This window comes from Serratia sp. ID 25-353, assembly GCF_054792795.1.
This window is the reverse complement of record NZ_CM139236.1, coordinates 3,461,645-3,480,329: the sequence shown is the minus strand read 5'-3', so window position 1 is coordinate 3,480,329 and position 18,685 is coordinate 3,461,645. Positions and strand designations below refer to the sequence as shown.

Here is an 18,685-nt window from a genome sequence, read left to right as displayed (position 1 = left end):
TCATGCGCCGTATTTTATCTGTCTTGCTGGAAAACGAATCCGGTGCCTTGTCGCGCGTGATCGGGCTGTTCTCCCAGCGCGGTTATAACATCGAGAGCCTGACGGTGGCGCCGACCGACGATCCGACGCTGTCGCGCATGACTATCCAGACCGTCGGCGACGAGAAAGTGCTGGAGCAGATTGAGAAGCAGTTGCACAAGCTGGTGGACGTGCTGCGCGTCAGCGAGCTGGTGCAGGGCGCCCACGTCGAGCGCGAGATCATGCTGGTGAAGCTGCAGGCCAGCGGCTACGGCCGTGAAGAGGTGAAGCGCTGCGCCGATATTTTCCGCGGCCAGATCGTCGATGTGACGGCGACGCTGTACACGGTACAGCTGGCCGGCACCAGCGACAAGCTCGACGCCTTCCTCAGCGCGGTGCGTGAAGTGGCGGAGATCGTGGAAGTGGCCCGTTCCGGCGTGGTTGGCGTGTCGCGCGGCGACAAAATCATGCGCTGAGCGCGCTCTGGTGGTGAATAATCGGGGGCGCGGCGTGGCTGCGCCCTTTGTTTTTCGGTATTTTTTGCCCGATTGCTGGCACCTTTCGGCAAAAGCGGTTGCTAGGCAGTGTTTTCTGCTGTTAGATCGCAGAGGCTGGATTGAATAACCGCACGGGATGTCATGGTTAATCCGAGCACAGCCTTCACTTCTATTTTCAGCGTCATTAAGGGGTTCATGTGAAACTGGATGAAATCGCGCGTCTCGCGGGCGTTTCGCGCACGACGGCCAGTTATGTCATCAACGGCAAGGCGAAGCAGTATCGTGTCAGCGATAAAACCGTCGAGAAAGTGATGGCCGTGGTCAGGGAGCATAACTATCACCCGAATGCCGTCGCGGCGGGGCTGCGCGCCGGGCGTACCCGTTCTATCGGTCTGGTGATCCCGGATCTGGAAAATACCAGCTATACCCGCATCGCCAACTACCTGGAACGCCAGGCGCGCCAGCGTGGCTACCAATTGCTGATCGCCTGTTCCGAAGATCAGCCGGACAACGAAATGCGCTGCATCGAGCACCTGCTGCAGCGCCAGGTGGATGCCATTATCGTCTCCACCGCCTTGCCGCCGGAGCATCCCTTCTATCAACGCTGGGCCAACGATCCGCTGCCGATCATCGCGCTGGACCGCGCGCTGGATCGCGAGCATTTCATCAGCGTCGTCGGGGCCGATCAGGAAGATGCCTTTGCTTTGGCGCAGGAGCTGCGCACCTTCCCGGCGGAATCGGTGCTGTATCTGGGCGCCTTGCCGGAGCTTTCGGTGAGCTTCCTGCGCGAGCAGGGGTTCCGTCAGGCCTGGCAAGAGGATCCCCGCCACGTCGATTACCTGTACGCCAACAGCTATGAACGTGAAGCCGCCGGCGCGCTGTTTGCCGAATGGCTGAAAACACACCCGATGCCGCAGGCGTTGTTTACCACCTCGTTCTCGCTGTTGCAGGGCGTGATGGACGTGACGCTGAAGCAACGTGGCCGTTTGCCGACCGATCTGGCGATTGCCACCTTCGGCGACCATGAACTGTTGGATTTTCTCGAGTGCCCGGTGCTCGCGGTGGCGCAGCGCCATCGTGACGTGGCCGAACGCGTGCTGGAGCTGGTGTTGGCCAGCCTGGACGAACCGCGTAAACCCAAACCGGGTTTGACGCGTATCCGCCGCAATCTGTTCCGCCGCGGCAGCCTGAGCCGCAAATAGTTCGCACTACGGGAGCTCGCTTTGGCGGGCTCCTGGTTTAGACATAGCCCGCCACCCGGAACAGCCGTCGGCAATATTCCAGGAAATAGCCATACACCACGCCCATCGCCATGGAAACCAGCGCATTACTGGTCACCGCCGCCAGCATTTGTGGGCCGTCGGCGCCTACGCTCCACAGAATGGCGGCATAAACCGGCGACTGGAAGCTGACGTAGGCCAGCAGATCGGCAAGGTTGCGCAGCAGGAACTGGCCGCGCGGGCAGCGGCGCGCCGTGCGAATAAACAGATCGCGATAGCGGCCGTAAGGCCAGGCGATCAGAATGTTGACCGGGATCGACAGCAGGCGCGAAGAGAGGGATTGCTGGAAGCTCATGCCGGAGATCAACACTTCTATCGCCATACCGGCGATAAAGCAGTACACCACCAGCGCGAACGTATCGGCAGCGGCGCTACGCCAGTGAACGGCGGGCGAAAGCATGCACTCTCTCCTTTCTTTGTTAATATTCTGTTGGATTTATTTTTTGTGGTTGTTAATTCTGGTTTTTTGCGTTTTATATAGTGTACTAATCCGTCGTGTGTTTTTTAACTAGATTTATATTTTTATTTTTAACATTTGTTCGGTTTTTGTCCCGCAGAACTGGGGCACAGGATGGGGAGGGGAGATTAAAATCGGTGTTTTTAAATAAGTCCATTAAAAACATGTAGTTGCGATTTTTGGTGTTTGAAGAGGATTTTTTCCGGCAAAAATTGTGGAAATAAAGGTGTAAGGAAATGAAACCATAATTGTAAACAGGTATTTTGGGAATAATCTTACCAAATTGATTTAAATCGAAATTACTTCTGCTCGTAATATCCGAGCCATTTATTTTCGCCGTGCTCTCATCATGGCGGTACAAATTGAAGTAAAATAGCGCGCAGTTTCACGGTGAATAACGATTGAGCGTTATTAACTCAAGGGGTTATGGCCTTATTCTGCGGTCGATTCGTCAGGCGCCGAGCCTTGGCGGGCGCGGGGCGGCAGCGGTTACAGCCCTGAGATTGCCGAGCTGAAAAATGAGACATGGCTTGCAGAAGGAAGTAATGAGTTAATTAATCGCCAGTTCGTCAGGTTTTTAATCAGATTCTTTCCGCTTAGAAAATTCTCTCCGTTTATCATGGTGTTAATTTTTAATCGTCGAATTATCAGAGTTTCTTTCGCGAGTCAGCTCCCAAAATGACCAGAGAAATATTGCCAAAGCGCTGGCGCTCTGGCTTGACAAGGTTTTCATACCCTCCGTAAACTCCATTGTGTGGGAATTTGTGGGGTAAAGTGGTGAAAACGGTCACTAAGGGGTAGCTCAGGAATGTTCCGTGGAGCGACGATGGTCAACCTCGACAGCAAAGGGCGGCTCGCCGTACCTACCCGATATCGGGAATTGCTCAACGAGGAATCGCAAGGCCAAATGGTCTGTACCATTGACCTCCATCAGCCCTGCCTGCTGCTTTATCCTTTGCCCGAATGGGAAATTATTGAACAAAAATTATCACGTCTGTCGAGCATGAATCCCGCCGAGCGCCGCGTTCAGCGCCTGCTGCTGGGGCATGCCAGTGAGTGTCAGATGGATAGTGCCGGTCGTTTGCTGTTAGCCAATACGCTGCGGCAGCACGCCGGACTCACGAAAGAAGTGATGCTGGTCGGTCAGTTCAACAAGTTTGAACTGTGGGATGAACAGACCTGGTATCAACAAGTCAAGGATGATATTGACGCTGAACAGTCGACTCAGGAACCGTTGTCTGAGCGGCTACAGGACTTGTCGCTATAAGCATGTTGGAAAACTATAAACACACCACCGTCCTGCTGGACGAAGCCGTCAACGGCCTCAACATCCGCAGCAACGGCATATATATCGACGGTACTTTTGGTCGCGGTGGCCATTCTCGTCTGATTCTGTCCCAGCTGGGGCCGGAAGGGCGCTTGCTGGCGATTGACCGTGACCCTCAGGCGATTGCAGCCGCCAAATCTATTGAAGATCCTCGTTTTACCATCGTACACGGCCCATTCTCCGAGTTGTCGCACTACGTGCGGGAACGTGAACTGGTGGGCAAGATCGACGGCGTTCTGCTCGATCTGGGCGTTTCCTCGCCGCAGCTTGACGACGCAGAGCGCGGGTTTTCCTTTATGCGCGACGGTCCGCTGGACATGCGTATGGATCCGTCCACCGGCCTGTCCGCCGCGGAGTGGCTGATGAAGGCCGAAGCGGACGACATCGCCTGGGTGCTGAAAACCTTTGGCGAAGAGCGTTTCGCCAAGCGCATCGCACGCGCCATCGTGGAAAGAAACCGCGTGGAGCCGATGACGCGCACCAAAGAGTTGGCGGATCTGATTGCCGATGCCAGCCCGTTCCGTGAAAAGCACAAGCATCCGGCGACGCGCAGCTTCCAGGCGATTCGTATCTATATCAACAGCGAGCTGGAAGAGATCGAGCGTGCGCTCGACGGCGCACTGGAAGTGCTGGCCCCACAGGGCCGTTTGTCGATCATCAGCTTCCACTCGCTGGAAGACCGCATCGTCAAACGCTTTATGCGTCACCACAGCCGCGGCGCTCAGGTGCCGGCGGGCATTCCGTTGACCGAAGAGCAACTGCGCAGCATGGGCGGGCGAACGCTGAAAGCGCTGGGCAAAATGATGCCGTCGGAAGCGGAAGTGGCGGACAACCCGCGTGCGCGCAGCTCGGTGCTGCGTATTGCTGAGAGGATGCCCGCGTGATTGGCAACGAACGTCACGGCCTGGTCGGGGTGATTGGCGGCGATCTGCTGCGCAACGCCAAGATCCCCCTGATTTTACTGATTGCGTCACTGGTCTCTGCGGTTTTCGTGGTGACCACCGCGCACCGTACCCGCCTGCTGACCGCCGAGCGCGAACAGCTGGTTCTGGAGCGCGATGCGCTGGATATCGAGTGGCGCAACCTGATTTTAGAAGAGAACGCCCTCGGCGATCACAGCCGGGTTGAACGTATCGCGACAGAAAAACTGCAGATGCAACACGTTGATCCATCGCAGGAAAATATCATCGTTAAACAATGAATGGTTTAACCTGAATAATGACACGGAGTAGAAAGGAAACGCATGAAAGCAGCGCGCCCCGGTAAGTTGAGACGCCAGGAAGATCAGGCCAGCTTTGTCAGCTGGCGTTTTGCGTTGCTGTGCGGCTGCATTTTGCTGGCGATGGTTGGCCTGATGCTGCGCGTCGCGTACCTGCAGGTCATCAATCCCGATCGGCTGGTAAAAGAAGGCGACATGCGTTCGTTGCGCGTGCAGGAAGTGCCGACCGCGCGCGGCATGATCAGCGATCGCGCCGGCCGGCCGTTGGCGGTCAGCGTGCCGGTCAATGCGGTGTGGGCGGATCCGAAAGAGCTGAACGAGCGCGGCGGCATCACCCTGGACAGCCGTTGGAAAGCGCTTTCCGATGCGCTGAACATCCCGTTGGACCAACTCTCCAACCGCATCAACGCCAACCCGAAAGGGCGCTTCGTTTATCTGGCTCGCCAGGTGAACCCGGCGATCGGCGACTACATCCACAAGCTCAAGCTGCCGGGGATCTATCTGCGGCAGGAATCACGCCGTTACTATCCGGCAGGGCAGGTGACGTCGCACATCATCGGCGTGACCAACATCGACGGGCAAGGCATCGAAGGCGTCGAGAAGAGCTTTGACCGCTGGCTGACCGGGCAACCGGGCGAGAGAACGGTGCGTAAGGACCGCTTCGGCCGGGTGATCGAAGATATCTCCTCCGTCGACAGCCAGGCGGCGCACAACCTGGTGCTGAGTGTCGATGAACGCCTGCAGGCGCTGGTGTATCGCGAACTGAACAACGCGGTGGCGTTCAACAAGGCCGAGTCGGGCACCGCGGTGCTGATCGACGTGAACACCGGCGAAGTGCTGGCGATGGCCAACAGCCCGTCTTACAACCCGAACAACATGGCCGGTACGCCGAAAGAGACCATGCGTAACCGTGCCATCACCGATATTTTTGAACCCGGTTCAACCGTGAAGCCGATGGTGGTGATGACCGCGCTGCAAAACGGCGTGGTGAGAGAAAACAGCGTGCTGAACACCATCCCGTACCGCATTCAGGGCCACGAGATCAAAGACGTGGCGCGGTACTCGGAGCTGTCATTGACCGGGATCTTGCAGAAGTCGAGTAACGTCGGTGTTTCAAAGCTGGCGTTAGCGATGCCGTCCTCAGCGTTAGTAGATACTTACTCTCGTTTTGGGCTGGGAAAAGCGACCAATTTGGGGCTGGTCGGAGAAAGCAGTGGCATATACCCAAAAAAACAACGGTGGTCTGACATAGAGAGGGCCACCTTCTCTTTCGGCTACGGGCTGATGGTAACTCCGTTACAGTTGGCGCGAGTCTATGCAACGATCGGCAGCCTGGGCGTGTATCGCCCATTGTCGATCACCAAGGTTGACCCTCCGGTCGCCGGCGAACGCGTTTTCCCTGAACCTCTGGTGCGCACCGTGGTGCACATGATGGAAAGCGTGGCCTTGCCGGGTGGCGGCGGCGTGAAAGCCGCCATCAAGGGATACCGTATCGCCATCAAAACCGGTACCGCGAAAAAAGTGGGCCCGGACGGCAAGTACGTCAACCGATACATCGCTTATACCGCCGGCGTCGCGCCGGCAAGTAATCCCCGTTTTGCCCTGGTGGTCGTCATCAACGACCCGCAGGGCGGGAAATACTATGGTGGCGCAATCTCCGCGCCGGTGTTCGGTGCCATCATGGGTGGCGTATTGCGCACCATGAACGTCGAGCCTGACGCGTTGCCTACCGGTGACAAAAGCGAATTAGTGATTAACAAGAAAGAGGGTTCAGGTGGCAGATCGTAATTTGCGCGACTTACTCGCCCCGTGGGTGCCGACGGCACCCGGGCGCGCGCTGCGGGAAATGACATTAGACAGCCGTGTGGCGGCTGCCGGGGATCTGTTTGTCGCCGTTGTCGGCCATCAAACGGATGGACGCCGCTATATTCCGCAGGCCATCGCGCAGGGCGTCGCCGCCGTGATCGCCGAAGCTGACGGCCAGGCCGAAGACGGCGCCATCGTTGAAATGCACGGCGTGCCGGTGATCTACCTGAGCCAACTGAACCAGCGCCTTTCCGCGCTGGCCGGGCGTTTTTACCACCAGCCGGGCGAGCGTCTGCGTCTGGTCGGCGTGACCGGCACCAACGGCAAAACCACCACCACGCAGCTGTTGGCGCAGTGGAGCCAACTGCTGGGCGAAACCAGCGCGGTGATGGGCACCGTCGGCAACGGCCTGCTGGGCCAGGTGTGTCCGACCGAGAATACCACCGGTTCTGCGGTGGATGTTCAACACGTATTAAACGAGCTGGCGGAACAGGGCGCGACCTTCGCCGCCATGGAAGTTTCTTCCCACGGTCTGGTGCAACACCGGGTGGCGGCGCTACCGTTCGCCGCGGCGGTCTTCACCAACCTGAGCCGCGATCACCTGGATTACCACGGTGACATGGCCAATTACGAGGCGGCCAAATGGTCGCTGTTCGCCGGCCACAGCGTGGGGCAGGCAATCATCAATGCCGACGATGACGTCGGTCAGCGCTGGCTGAGCAAGTTGCCGGATGCGGTGGCGGTGACGATGCAGGACAACCTGCAGCCGGGCTGCCACGGCCGCTGGCTGAAAACCACGGCGGTCGATTATCACGACAATGGCGCCACCGTTCGTTTCAGCTCCAGCTGGGGCGACGGCGAAATCGAAAGCCGCCTGATGGGCGCGTTCAACGTCAGCAACCTGCTGTTGGCCTTGGCGACGCTGCTGTCGCTGGGCTATCCGCTGGAGGCGCTGGTGGAAACCGGCAGCCGCCTGCAGCCGGTCTGCGGCCGCATGGAAGTGTTCAACGCGCCGGGCAAACCGACGGTAGTGGTGGATTACGCCCACACGCCGGATGCGCTGGAGAAAGCGCTGGAAGCCGCGCGCCTGCACTGCCAGGGGCAGCTGTGGTGCGTGTTCGGCTGCGGCGGCGATCGCGACAAGGGCAAGCGCCCGCTGATGGGCGGCATCGCCGAGCAGTTCGCCGATCGCGTGGTGATCACCGATGACAACCCGCGTACCGAAGAGCCGCGCGCGATTATCAACGACATCCTGACCGGATTGCTGGATGCCGGGCAGGCGCTGGTGATCCACGGCCGCGCCGAAGCGGTGACCAGCGCCATCATGCAGGCGCAGGAACAGGATGTGGTGTTGGTGGCAGGCAAAGGCCACGAAGATTATCAGCTGGTGGGCAACCGCCGCCTGGATTACTCCGACCGCACGACGGTCGCCCGACTGCTGGGGGTGCTGGCATGATCCCTGTCTCTCTTCAGACACTGGCTGAGGTATTGAGCGCTGAACTGATTGGCGTCGATTGCCAAATTGTCGAGGTGACGACAGACACCCGCAAGGTGACCGCCGGTTGCCTGTTTGTGGCGCTGAAAGGCGAGCGTTTCGACGCTCACGACTTCGCGGCGGATGCCATAGCCGCAGGCGCCGGGGCGCTGCTGGTCAGTAAGCGCTTATTGGTGGACGTGCCGCAGCTGGTGGTGCAAGACACCCGTCTGGCGCTGGGGCAGCTTGGCGCCTGGGTGCGTCAGCAGGTGCCGGCGCGCGTGGTGGCGCTGACCGGTTCCTCGGGCAAGACATCGGTGAAAGAAATGACCGCCGCCATTCTGCGCGAATGCGGCGAAGTGCTGTATACCGCCGGCAACTTCAATAACGACATCGGCGTGCCGCTGACGCTGTTGCGTCTGGAGCCGCAGCATGATTTTGCCGTGATAGAGCTGGGCGCTAACCATATTGGCGAAATCGCTTACACCACCGCATTGACCCGTCCGCAGACCGCTTTGGTGAACAACCTGGCGGCGGCGCACCTGGAAGGCTTCGGCTCGCTGGCCGGCGTCGCGCAGGCGAAAGGTGAAATCTTTACCGGCCTGCCGGCCGACGGCGTGGCGATCATCAACGCTGATAACAACGACTGGCCGCACTGGCAGAGCATGTTGGGCGGCAAAACCGTCTGGCGCTTCTCGCCGCAGGCCGCCGCAGGCGTGGACTTCTTCGCGGATAACGTGCGGGTGAACGGTGCAGGCACGCAGTTCACGCTGCACAGCCCGTTCGGCACCGCCGAGATCGCGCTGCCGCTGCCGGGGCGCCACAACGTGGCCAACGCGCTGGCGGCGACGGCGTTGGCGATGTCGGTGGGCGCCACCCTCGAAGCGGTGCGTCAGGGGCTGAAACAGCTGCAGGCGGTGCCGGGGCGTCTGTTCCCGGTGGCGCTGGCCGAAGGCAAGCTGCTGCTGGACGACAGCTATAACGCCAACGTCGGGTCGATGACCGCGGCGGCGCAGGTGCTGGCAGAGATGCCGGGCTACCGCGTGATGGTGGTCGGCGATATGGCCGAGCTGGGTGCGGAAGCGGAAGAATGCCACCGTCAGGTGGGCGAAGCCGCCCGTCTGGCCGGGGTCGACAAAGTGATCAGCGTTGGCGGTTTGAGCCGCGTGCTGAGCGAAGCGTCCGGCAATGGCGAACATTATCAAGACAAGACAGCAGTGATCGCGCGCGTGGCGGAATTACTGTCGGAACATGCGGTCATTACCGTGTTAATCAAAGGTTCACGTAGTGCCGCAATGGAGCAGGTAGTACGCGCGTTACAGGAGAAAGCACCATGTTAGTTTGGCTGGCCGAGCATTTGGTCAAGTATTACTCAGGCTTCAACGTCTTTTCTTATCTGACGTTCCGAGCCATTGTCAGCCTGCTGACCGCGCTGTTCCTGTCGCTGTGGATGGGCCCGCGGGTGATCAAGCGCCTGCAAGAAATGTCCTTCGGCCAGGTGGTGCGTAACGACGGCCCCGAGTCGCACTTCAGCAAGCGCGGCACGCCGACCATGGGCGGCATCATGATCCTGACCTCCATCACCATTTCGGTGCTGATGTGGGCCTACCCGTCCAACCCGTATGTCTGGTGCGTGCTGTTCGTGCTGGTGGGTTACGGCATCGTCGGTTTCGTCGACGACTACCGCAAGGTGGTGCGCAAAGACACCAAAGGGCTGATCGCCCGCTGGAAGTATTTCTGGCAGTCGGTGATTGCGCTGATTGTCGCATTCGCCATGTACGCCGTAGGAAAAGACACGCCAGCCACCGAGCTGGTTGTGCCGTTCTTTAAGGACGTGATGCCGCAGCTGGGCCTGCTGTATATCCTGCTGGCCTATTTCGTGATCGTCGGCACCAGCAACGCGGTCAACCTGACCGACGGCCTGGACGGCCTGGCTATCATGCCGACGGTATTCGTGGCGGCCGGCTTCGCGCTGGTGGCCTGGGCGACCGGTAACATGAACTTCGCCAACTACCTGCATATTCCGTATCTGCGTCATGCCGGTGAGTTGGTGATCGTGTGTACCGCCATCGTCGGCGCCGGCCTCGGGTTCCTGTGGTTCAACACTTACCCGGCCCAGGTGTTTATGGGCGACGTCGGTTCGTTGGCGCTGGGCGGCGCGCTGGGCACCATCGCGGTGCTGCTGCGTCAGGAGTTCTTGTTGGTGATCATGGGCGGCGTATTCGTGGTAGAGACGCTGTCGGTGATCCTGCAGGTGGGATCGTTCAAGCTGCGCGGGCAACGCATTTTCCGCATGGCGCCGATTCACCACCACTATGAATTGAAAGGCTGGCCAGAACCGCGCGTTATCGTGCGCTTCTGGATCATTTCGCTGATGCTGGTGCTGATTGGCCTGGCAACGCTGAAGGTGCGTTAATCATGGCAGACTATCAGGGTAGAAAAGTCGTCATCATCGGATTGGGCCTTACCGGCCTGTCCTGTGTCGATTTCTTCATGGCGCGCGGCGTAACGCCGCGCGTGATGGATACCCGTATCGCGCCGCCAGGGTTGGACAAACTGCCTGAAAGCGTGGAGCGCCATCTGGGCGATCTGAACCAGGATTGGCTGCTGGCGGCGGATCTGATCGTTGCCAGCCCGGGCGTCGCGTTGGCGACCCCGGCATTGAGCGCCGCGGCGGACGCCGGCGTGGAAATCGTCGGTGACGTCGAACTGTTCTGCCGTGAAGCGCAGGCGCCGATCGTGGCGATCACCGGCTCCAACGGTAAAAGTACCGTCACCACCCTGGTGGGCGAGATGGCGAAAGCTGCCGGTTGGGCGGTGGGCGTGGGCGGCAATATCGGCCTGCCGGCGCTGAGCCTGCTGCGTCAGGAGTGCCAGCTTTACGTGCTGGAGCTGTCCAGCTTCCAGCTGGAAACGACGTATAGCCTGCGGGCGGCGGCGGCGACCATCTTGAACGTGACCGAAGATCATATGGACCGCTATCCGTTTGGCCTGCAGCAGTATCGCGGCGCCAAGCTGCGCGTGTATGAAAACGCCGCCGTGTGCGTGGTGAACGCGGACGACGCGCTGACCATGCCGGTGCGCGGCGCCGACGAGCGCTGCGTCAGCTTCGGCGCCGACGTGGGCGACTATCACCTGAACCGTCAGCAAGGGGAAACCTGGCTGCGGGTGCGCGGTGAGAAGGTGCTGAATACGCGCGAGATGAAGCTGACCGGCCGCCACAACTACACCAACGCCCTGGCGGCGCTGGCGTTGGCGGATGCGGTCAACATCCCGCGCGCGTCCAGCCTGAAGGCGCTGACCACCTTCACCGGCCTGGCGCACCGCTTCCAGCTGGCCTGGGAGCACAACGGCGTGCGTTGGATCAACGACTCCAAAGCCACCAACGTTGGCAGCACCGAAGCGGCGCTGAACGGCCTGCAGGTGGACGGTACGCTGCATCTGCTGCTCGGCGGCGACGGCAAATCCGCCGATTTCTCGCCGCTGGCGCGCTATCTGCAGGGCGACAACGTGCGTCTGTATTGCTTTGGCCGCGACGGCGCCCAGCTGGCACAGCTGCGGCCGGAAGTGGCGACGCTGACCGAGACCATGGAGCAGGCGATGCGCACCATCGCCAGCCGCGTACAGCCTGGCGACATGGTATTGCTGTCGCCGGCCTGCGCCAGCCTCGATCAGTTCCGTAATTTTGAAGTGCGCGGCGATGAGTTCGCCCGCTTGGCGCAGGAGCTTGGCGGATGAAACTACGCTTGCCGAACTTCGGGCTGACAGAGCGGCTGAAAGACTGGGTGACCGGCGCGCGCGATAACGACGCGGTCAACATGGTGCTCTACGATCGCACCCTGCTGTGGCTGACCTTCGGGTTGGCGATCATCGGCTTCGTGATGGTGACCTCGGCGTCGATGCCGATCGGCCAACGCCTGGCGGACGATCCGTTCCTGTTCGCCAAACGTGACGCACTGTACCTTGGCTTGGCGTTCGGCCTGTCGCTGGTGACGCTGCGCGTCCCGATGGAAATTTGGCAGCGCTACAGCAACGTGATGCTGCTGATGTCGATCGTGATGCTGCTGATCGTGCTGGTGGTGGGGAGCTCGGTGAACGGGGCCTCGCGCTGGATCGCGCTCGGCCCGCTGCGTATTCAGCCGGCGGAGCTGTCCAAGCTGTCGCTGTTCTGCTACCTGGCGAGCTACCTGGTGCGCAAGGTGGAAGAGGTGCGCAGCAACTTCTGGGGCTTCTGCAAGCCGATGGGCGTGATGGTGGTGCTGGCGGTGTTGTTGCTGGCGCAGCCGGACCTCGGTACCGTGGTGGTGCTGTTCATCACCACGCTGGCGATGCTGTTCCTGGCCGGTGCGAAAATGTGGCAGTTCCTGGCGATCATCGGCTCCGGCGTGTTCGCCGTGGTGCTGCTGATCATTGCGGAACCGTACCGTATGCGCCGCGTGACTTCGTTCTGGAACCCGTGGGCCGATCCGTTCGGCAGCGGCTACCAGCTGACCCAGTCGCTGATGGCGTTCGGCCGCGGCGAGTTCTGGGGGCAGGGGCTCGGCAACTCGGTGCAGAAACTGGAGTATTTGCCGGAGGCGCACACCGACTTCATCTTCTCCATTTTGGGTGAAGAACTGGGCTATATCGGTGTGGTTTTAGCCCTGTTAATGGTATTCTTCGTCGCTTTTCGCGCGATGTCCATCGGGCGCCGCGCGCTGGAGATCGATCAACGCTTCTCCGGCTTCCTGGCCTGCGCGATCGGCGTGTGGTTCAGCTTCCAGGCGCTGGTTAACGTCGGCGCCGCGGCGGGCATGCTGCCGACCAAAGGTCTGACGCTGCCGCTGATCAGTTACGGCGGTTCGAGCTTGCTGATTATGTCGACGGCCATCGTGCTGTTGCTGCGAATTGATTATGAAACGCGCCTGACCAAGGCTCAGGCGTTTGTGAAGAGGTAAGGGATGAGCGGGAAACCTAAGCGTTTAATGGTGATGGCAGGCGGTACCGGCGGGCACGTGTTCCCGGGGCTGGCGGTCGCGCATCATCTGATGGCGCAGGGCTGGCAGGTGCGCTGGCTCGGAACCGCAGACCGAATGGAAGCCGATTTGGTGCCGAAGCACGGGATCGAGATTGATTTTATCCGCATCTCCGGCCTGCGCGGCAAAGGCCTGAAGGCCCAGCTGACTGCGCCGCTGCGGATCTGGCAGGCGGTGCGCCAGGCGAAAGCCATCATGCGCAGCTATCAGCCGGATGTGGTGCTGGGGATGGGCGGTTACGTTTCCGGCCCTGGCGGCCTGGCAGCCTGGCAGTGCGGCATCCCGGTGGTGCTGCACGAACAGAACGGCATCGCCGGCTTGACCAACCGCTGGCTGGCGCGCATCGCCGGCAAAGTGATGCAGGCCTTCCCCGGTGCGTTCCCGAACGCCGAGGTGGTGGGCAACCCGGTGCGTACCGATGTGTTGGCGCTGCCGTTGCCGGCGGAGCGGTTGCAGGGGCGCGAAGGCCCGATCCGCGTGCTGGTGATTGGCGGAAGTCAGGGCGCGCGGGTGCTGAATCAGACAGTTCCTGAAGTCGCGGCGCGTTTGGGCGATAGAATTACGCTCTGGCATCAGGTTGGCAAGGGCGCGCTGGAAACGGTGTTGCGCGACTACGAGAGGGTAGGGCAGACGCAGCACAAGGTGACCGAGTTCATCGACGACATGGCCGCCGCTTACGCCTGGGCCGATGTGGTGGTTTGCCGTTCCGGCGCGTTGACCGTCAGCGAAATCGCGGCGGCGGGGCTGCCGGCGATCTTCGTGCCGTTCATGCACAAGGACCGTCAGCAGTACTGGAACGCACGCCCGCTGGAAGAAGCCGGCGCGGCGAAGATTATCGAACAGCCGCAGTTCAACGCCGATGTGGTGGCCGAACTGCTGGCGAGCTGGGATCGCAAGACGCTGCTGGCCATGGCCGAGAAAGCGCGCGCGGTCGCCATTCCGGATGCCACCGAGCGTGTGGCGGCGGAGTTGGTGCGGCTCGCCAAGTAACGAGTGCAGGGGTTCGGTGTGCCGAACCTGAATAAAAGCAATGTGATGTAGGGCCGGGGTACCGGATCCGGATTAGAGAGAGTGATGAATACACAACAACTGGCGAAACTACGTACTATCGTGCCCGAGATGCGTCGCGTCCGGCACATTCACTTTGTCGGCATCGGTGGTGCCGGCATGGGTGGTATCGCCGAAGTGTTGGCAAACGAAGGGTATCAGATCAGCGGCTCCGACCTGGCGCCGAATCCGGTGACCCAACAGTTGAGCGCGCTCGGGGCGACGATTTATTTCAATCACCGTCCGGAAAACGTGCTGGATGCGAGCGTGGTGGTGGTTTCTACCGCCATCTCTGCCGACAACCCGGAGATCGTCGCCGCTCGTGAAGCGCGCATCCCGGTGATCCGCCGCGCTGAAATGCTGGCGGAGCTGATGCGTTTTCGCCACGGCATCGCTATCGCCGGCACGCACGGCAAAACCACCACCACGGCGATGGTCTCGAGCATTTATGCCGAAGCCCGCCTGGACCCGACCTTCGTCAACGGCGGGCTGGTGAAGGCGGCGGGCACCCACGCGCGACTGGGTTCCAGCCGTTATCTGATCGCGGAAGCGGATGAGAGCGATGCGTCGTTCCTGCACCTGCAGCCGATGGTGGCCGTGGTCACCAACATCGAAGCCGACCACATGGACACCTACCAGGGCGACTTCGAGAACCTGAAGCAGACGTTTATCAATTTCTTGCACAACCTGCCGTTCTACGGCCGTGCGGTGATGTGCATCGACGATCCGGTAGTGCGCGAGCTGTTGCCGCGCGTGGGTCGCCACATCACCACCTATGGCTTCAGTGAAGATGCCGATGTGCGCATCGAAGACTACCGGCAGATTGGGCCGCAGGGGCACTTTACCCTGAGCCGTCAGGACAAGCCGTTGCTGACGGTGACGCTGAACGCGCCGGGCCGCCACAATGCGTTGAACGCCGCAGCGGCGGTGGCGGTAGCGACCGAGGAAGGCATCGACGACGAAGATATCCTGCGCGCGCTGGCGGGCTTCCAGGGGACCGGGCGTCGCTTCGATTTCCTCGGTGAGTTCCCGCTGGAGCCGGTCAACGGCAAAGCGGGCAGCGCGATGCTGGTGGACGACTACGGCCACCATCCGACCGAGGTGGATGCCACGCTGAAAGCGGCGCGCGCCGGCTGGCCGGACAAGCGTTTGGTGATGATCTTCCAGCCGCACCGTTATACGCGCACCCGCGATCTGTACGACGATTTCGCCAACGTGCTGTCGCAGGTGGATGTGCTGCTGATGCTCGACGTGTACGCCGCCGGTGAAGCGCCGATCCCGGGGGCGGACAGCCGTTCGCTGTGCCGCACCATCCGCAGCCGCGGCAAGCTGGATCCGATCCTGGTTTCCGATGCCGATACCGTGCCGGAAACTCTGGCGCAGCTGCTGCAGAATGAAGACCTGGTGCTGGTGCAAGGCGCCGGCAACGTGGGCAAAATCGCCCGTAAACTGGCCGAGCTGAAGCTGCAGCCGCCGAAGAAAGAGGAGGAGCACCATGGCTGATAAAGTTGCAGTTCTGCTGGGCGGCACCTCCGCTGAACGTGAAGTCTCTCTGCAATCCGGCGCCGCGGTGCTGGCCGGGTTGCGCGAAGCCGGTATCGATGCGCACGGCGTCGATACCCGCAATTTCCCGGTGACCCAGCTGAAAGAGCAGGGGTTCACCAAAGTGTTTATCGCGCTGCATGGCCGCGGCGGCGAGGACGGCACCCTGCAGGGGCTGCTGGAGTTCCTCGAGCTGCCTTATACCGGCAGCGGCGTGATGGCCTCGGCGCTGACCATGGACAAATGGCGCACCAAGATGGTGTGGCAGTCGATGGGCTTGCCGGTGGCGCCTTACGTGGCGCTGAATCGCCAGCTGTACCTCAGCGGCGAAAAAGCGGCGCTGCTGGCGCGCGTGGCGGAGCTTGGCCTACCGCTGATCGTCAAGCCGAGCCGCGAAGGCTCCAGCGTCGGCATGAGCAAGGTCACCGAAAGCGCCGCGCTGGAAGCCGCGTTGGAAGAGGCCTTCCGCCATGATGACGACGTATTGGTGGAGAAGTGGCTGAGCGGCCCGGAATATACCGTGGCGATGCTGGGCGACCAGGTGCTGCCGTCGATCCGCATCCAGCCGGCCGGCGTGTTTTACGACTACCAGGCCAAGTACATTTCGGACGACACGCAGTACTTCTGCCCGAGCGGTTTGAGCGCCGAGCAGGAAGCCGAGATGGCGGCGTTGGCGCTGCGCGCTTACCGCGGCCTGGACTGCAGCGGCTGGGGCCGCGTCGACGTGATGCAAGACAGCGATGGCAGCTTCTATCTGCTTGAGGTGAACACCTCTCCGGGCATGACCAGTCATAGCCTGGTGCCGATGGCGGCGCGCCAGTTTGGATTAAGCTTCTCGCAGTTGGTGGCGAGAATTTTGGAGTTGGCCGACTGATATGTCGCAAGCTGCCCTGAATGCGCGCGATCGCGAGGTGGATAACGGCCCGCGCCGCAGCAATGGAACCCAGTTGGCGGGAGTGATTTTCCTGCTGATGGTGTTGGGAACGGTCGTGTGGAGCGGTTGGGCGGTGCTTGGCTGGATGAAAGACGCCAGCCGCCTGCCGCTCTCAAGGCTGGTGGTGACCGGCGAACGCCACTACACCACCAACGATGATATTCGTCAGGCGATCCTGGCGCTGGGCGCGCCCGGCACCTTTATGACGCAGGATGTGGACGTCATCCAGCAGCAGATCGAACGTCTGCCGTGGATCAAGCAGGCCAGCGTGCGCAAACAATGGCCGGATGAGCTGAAGATCCATCTGGTGGAGTACGTCCCGGTGGCGCGCTGGAACGATTTGCACATGGTGGACGCCGAAGGCAAAGCGTTCAGCGTGCCGGCGGAGCGGGCGGGTAAACAGAAGTTGCCGCTGCTCTACGGGCCGGAAGGGAGCGAGCAGGATGTGCTGGAAGGCTATCGGGCGATGAGCGCCACGTTGGCGGCCAGCAAATATACGCTGAAAATGGCGGCGATGACCGCGCGCCATTCCTGGCAGCTGGCGCTGGACAACGATGTCCGGCTTGAGCTGGGGCGCGATGACCGCAATGGGCGTTTGCAGCGGTTTATCGAGCTTTACCCGGTATTGCAGCAGCAGGGCCAGGCGGAGAGCAAGCGTGTCAGCTATGTCGATCTGCGCTACGAGTCCGGCGCTTCGGTAGGGTGGGCTCCGGTGTTGGTCGATCCGCAGGCGCTTGGCGGTCAGCAAAACAGTAATCAGCAACAGAATCAGGCACAGGCAAAACAACAATGATCAAGTCGACGGACAGAAAACTGGTAGTTGGACTGGAGATCGGTACTGCAAAAGTCTCCGCGTTGGTAGGGGAAGTTCTGCCCGATGGCATGGTCAACATTATCGGGGTGGGCAGCTGCCCGTCTCGCGGCATGGATAAGGGTGGCGTAAACGACCTGGAGTCGGTGGTGAAGTGCGTACAGCGCGCCATTGATCAGGCCGAGCTGATGGCGGACTGCCAGATCTCCTCGGTGTACCTGGCGCTGTCGGGCAAACACATCAGCTGCCAGAACGAAATCGGCATGGTGCCGATCTCGGAAGAGGAAGTGACGCAGGACGACGTGGAGAACGTGGTGCACACCGCCAAATCGGTGCGCGTGCGCGACGAACACCGCATTCTGCACGTGATTCCTCAGGAATACGCCATCGATTATCAGGAAGGCATCAAAAACCCGGTTGGGCTGTCCGGCGTGCGCATGCAGGCTAAGGTGCATCTGATTACCTGCCATAACGATATGGCGAAGAACATCGTCAAGGCCGTGGAACGTTGCGGCTTGAAAGTTGACCAACTTATTTTCGCCGGTCTGGCCGCGAGTTATGCGGTGCTGACCGAAGATGAACGGGAGCTCGGCGTTTGCGTGGTGGATATCGGCGGCGGCACCATGGATATGGCGGTGTACACCGGTGGTGCGCTGCGCCACACCAAAGTGATCCCTTACGCCGGGAACGTGGTCACCAGCGATATCGCCTACGCCTTCGGCACGCCGCCGACCGACGCGGAAGCGATTAAAGTTCGACACGGCTGTGCGCTTGGGTCGATTGTTAGCAAGGATGAGAATGTAGAGGTGCCTAGCGTCGGGGGACGTCCTCCGCGCAGTCTGCAAAGACAGACGCTGGCTGAAGTCATTGAGCCACGCTACACCGAACTGTTGAATCTGGTTAACGATGAAATTTTGCAATTGCAGGAGCAACTGCGTCAGCAAGGGGTGAAGCATCATCTGGCAGCCGGTATCGTGCTGACCGGTGGCGCCGCCCAGATTGATGGCCTGGCAGCCTGTGCGCAACGGGTGTTCCACACCCAGGTACGCATCGGCCAACCCTTGAACATCACGGGTCTGACGGATTATGCGCAGGAGCCTTACTACTCGACAGCGGTAGGTCTGCTGCACTATGGAAAAGAGTCTCACCTGAGCGGTGAGACGGAAGTAGAAAAACGCGCCTCGGTGGGCAATTGGTTTAAACGCATCAATAGCTGGCTGAGAAAAGAGTTTTAATGTTTCAACAAAGAGATCATGCT

The 18,685-nt window shown here is 60.7% G+C and carries 17 protein-coding genes; 16 read left to right on the top strand and 1 reads right to left on the bottom strand.

The features are described from left to right. The first annotated feature begins 2 nt into the window (after positions 1-2). Positions 3-494 (top strand): acetolactate synthase small subunit, encoded by a 492-nt coding sequence (gene ilvN, locus ACYF6X_RS16870; protein WP_063991413.1) that lies wholly within the window; start codon positions 3-5, stop codon positions 492-494. A 218-nt stretch (positions 495-712) separates the two neighbouring features. Further along, a complete protein-coding gene (gene cra / locus ACYF6X_RS16865) occupies positions 713-1,717 on the top strand; it encodes a catabolite repressor/activator (protein ID WP_004932801.1) in 1,005 nt (334 codons plus the stop codon). Between the two features lie 37 nt (positions 1,718-1,754). Here the strand turns inward: cra and ACYF6X_RS16860 are convergent, their stop codons facing one another. After that, positions 1,755-2,195 carry an L-alanine exporter AlaE gene (locus ACYF6X_RS16860; RefSeq protein WP_063991412.1) on the bottom strand — a complete coding sequence of 147 codons (441 nt, stop codon included), beginning with the start codon at positions 2,193-2,195 and terminating at the stop codon, positions 1,755-1,757. An 865-nt stretch (positions 2,196-3,060) separates the two neighbouring features. Between ACYF6X_RS16860 and mraZ the strand changes: the two genes are divergently transcribed. The 14 genes from mraZ to ftsA all read left to right on the top strand — a co-directional run bounded on the left by mraZ (position 3,061) and on the right by ftsA (position 18,662). Then, a complete protein-coding gene (gene mraZ / locus ACYF6X_RS16855; protein WP_025159638.1) occupies positions 3,061-3,519 on the top strand; it encodes a division/cell wall cluster transcriptional repressor MraZ in 459 nt (152 codons plus the stop codon). Between the two features lie 2 nt (positions 3,520-3,521). Beyond that, positions 3,522-4,463 (top strand): 16S rRNA (cytosine(1402)-N(4))-methyltransferase RsmH, encoded by a 942-nt coding sequence (gene rsmH, locus ACYF6X_RS16850; RefSeq protein ID WP_049200285.1) that lies wholly within the window; start codon positions 3,522-3,524, stop codon positions 4,461-4,463. Beyond that, entirely contained in the window at positions 4,460-4,780 is a 321-nt protein-coding gene (gene ftsL, locus ACYF6X_RS16845; RefSeq protein WP_012005204.1) for a cell division protein FtsL, read from the top strand. The genes rsmH and ftsL overlap by 4 nt, the downstream gene beginning before the upstream one ends. A gap of 42 nt (positions 4,781-4,822) precedes the next feature. Beyond that, the gene (locus ACYF6X_RS16840; RefSeq protein WP_004932790.1) at positions 4,823-6,586 is read left to right on the top strand and encodes a peptidoglycan glycosyltransferase FtsI; all 1,764 of its coding nucleotides are present in this window, start codon (positions 4,823-4,825) and stop codon (positions 6,584-6,586) included. Beyond that, positions 6,573-8,060, top strand: coding sequence for a UDP-N-acetylmuramoyl-L-alanyl-D-glutamate--2,6-diaminopimelate ligase (gene murE, locus ACYF6X_RS16835; RefSeq protein WP_063991411.1), 1,488 nt, complete (start codon positions 6,573-6,575; stop codon positions 8,058-8,060). Before ACYF6X_RS16840 ends, murE begins: the two co-directional genes overlap by 14 nt. Continuing rightward, positions 8,057-9,418, top strand: a complete 1,362-nt coding sequence (murF, locus tag ACYF6X_RS16830; RefSeq protein WP_130017888.1) for a UDP-N-acetylmuramoyl-tripeptide--D-alanyl-D-alanine ligase — start codon at positions 8,057-8,059, stop codon at positions 9,416-9,418. The genes murE and murF overlap by 4 nt, the downstream gene beginning before the upstream one ends. Further along, positions 9,412-10,494 carry a phospho-N-acetylmuramoyl-pentapeptide-transferase gene (gene mraY, locus ACYF6X_RS16825; RefSeq protein WP_004932782.1) on the top strand — a complete coding sequence of 361 codons (1,083 nt, stop codon included), beginning with the start codon at positions 9,412-9,414 and terminating at the stop codon, positions 10,492-10,494. The genes murF and mraY overlap by 7 nt, the downstream gene beginning before the upstream one ends. Positions 10,495-10,496: 2 nt before the next feature. Next, complete coding sequence (gene murD, locus ACYF6X_RS16820; protein WP_107226758.1) at positions 10,497-11,816, top strand: UDP-N-acetylmuramoyl-L-alanine--D-glutamate ligase; 1,320 nt, start codon at positions 10,497-10,499, stop codon at positions 11,814-11,816. Beyond that, positions 11,813-13,015: a cell division protein FtsW gene (ftsW, locus tag ACYF6X_RS16815; RefSeq protein ID WP_038873480.1), complete on the top strand. Its 1,203-nt coding sequence runs from the start codon at positions 11,813-11,815 to the stop codon at positions 13,013-13,015. Before murD ends, ftsW begins: the two co-directional genes overlap by 4 nt. A gap of 3 nt (positions 13,016-13,018) precedes the next feature. Beyond that, positions 13,019-14,083 (top strand): undecaprenyldiphospho-muramoylpentapeptide beta-N-acetylglucosaminyltransferase, encoded by a 1,065-nt coding sequence (gene murG / locus ACYF6X_RS16810; protein ID WP_130017889.1) that lies wholly within the window; start codon positions 13,019-13,021, stop codon positions 14,081-14,083. Between the two features lie 84 nt (positions 14,084-14,167). Beyond that, the gene (gene murC / locus ACYF6X_RS16805) at positions 14,168-15,643 is read left to right on the top strand and encodes a UDP-N-acetylmuramate--L-alanine ligase (protein ID WP_107226759.1); all 1,476 of its coding nucleotides are present in this window, start codon (positions 14,168-14,170) and stop codon (positions 15,641-15,643) included. Further along, entirely contained in the window at positions 15,636-16,556 is a 921-nt protein-coding gene (locus tag ACYF6X_RS16800) for a D-alanine--D-alanine ligase (RefSeq protein WP_130017890.1), read from the top strand. Before murC ends, ACYF6X_RS16800 begins: the two co-directional genes overlap by 8 nt. 1 nt (position 16,557) lies before the next feature. Next, positions 16,558-17,409 carry a cell division protein FtsQ gene (gene ftsQ / locus ACYF6X_RS16795; RefSeq protein WP_063991406.1) on the top strand — a complete coding sequence of 284 codons (852 nt, stop codon included), beginning with the start codon at positions 16,558-16,560 and terminating at the stop codon, positions 17,407-17,409. Further along, on the top strand, positions 17,406-18,662 hold the full coding sequence (gene ftsA / locus ACYF6X_RS16790; protein ID WP_004932758.1) for a cell division protein FtsA: 1,257 nt from the start codon (positions 17,406-17,408) through the stop codon (positions 18,660-18,662). The genes ftsQ and ftsA overlap by 4 nt, the downstream gene beginning before the upstream one ends. Positions 18,663-18,685 lie beyond the last annotated feature (23 nt).

Coding starts and splice junctions, on each gene's coding strand:
- ilvN (WP_063991413.1), top strand. CDS start 3: ATGCGCCGTATTTTATCTGTCTTGCTGGAAAACGAATCCGGTGCCTTG.
- ACYF6X_RS16860 (WP_063991412.1), bottom strand. CDS start 2,195: ATGCTTTCGCCCGCCGTTCACTGGCGTAGCGCCGCTGCCGATACGTTC.
- mraZ (WP_025159638.1), top strand. CDS start 3,061: ATGTTCCGTGGAGCGACGATGGTCAACCTCGACAGCAAAGGGCGGCTC.
- rsmH (WP_049200285.1), top strand. CDS start 3,522: ATGTTGGAAAACTATAAACACACCACCGTCCTGCTGGACGAAGCCGTC.
- ACYF6X_RS16840 (WP_004932790.1), top strand. CDS start 4,823: ATGAAAGCAGCGCGCCCCGGTAAGTTGAGACGCCAGGAAGATCAGGCC.
- murF (WP_130017888.1), top strand. CDS start 8,057: ATGATCCCTGTCTCTCTTCAGACACTGGCTGAGGTATTGAGCGCTGAA.
- mraY (WP_004932782.1), top strand. CDS start 9,412: ATGTTAGTTTGGCTGGCCGAGCATTTGGTCAAGTATTACTCAGGCTTC.
- murD (WP_107226758.1), top strand. CDS start 10,497: ATGGCAGACTATCAGGGTAGAAAAGTCGTCATCATCGGATTGGGCCTT.
- ftsW (WP_038873480.1), top strand. CDS start 11,813: ATGAAACTACGCTTGCCGAACTTCGGGCTGACAGAGCGGCTGAAAGAC.
- murG (WP_130017889.1), top strand. CDS start 13,019: ATGAGCGGGAAACCTAAGCGTTTAATGGTGATGGCAGGCGGTACCGGC.
- murC (WP_107226759.1), top strand. CDS start 14,168: ATGAATACACAACAACTGGCGAAACTACGTACTATCGTGCCCGAGATG.
- ACYF6X_RS16800 (WP_130017890.1), top strand. CDS start 15,636: ATGGCTGATAAAGTTGCAGTTCTGCTGGGCGGCACCTCCGCTGAACGT.
- ftsQ (WP_063991406.1), top strand. CDS start 16,558: ATGTCGCAAGCTGCCCTGAATGCGCGCGATCGCGAGGTGGATAACGGC.
- ftsA (WP_004932758.1), top strand. CDS start 17,406: ATGATCAAGTCGACGGACAGAAAACTGGTAGTTGGACTGGAGATCGGT.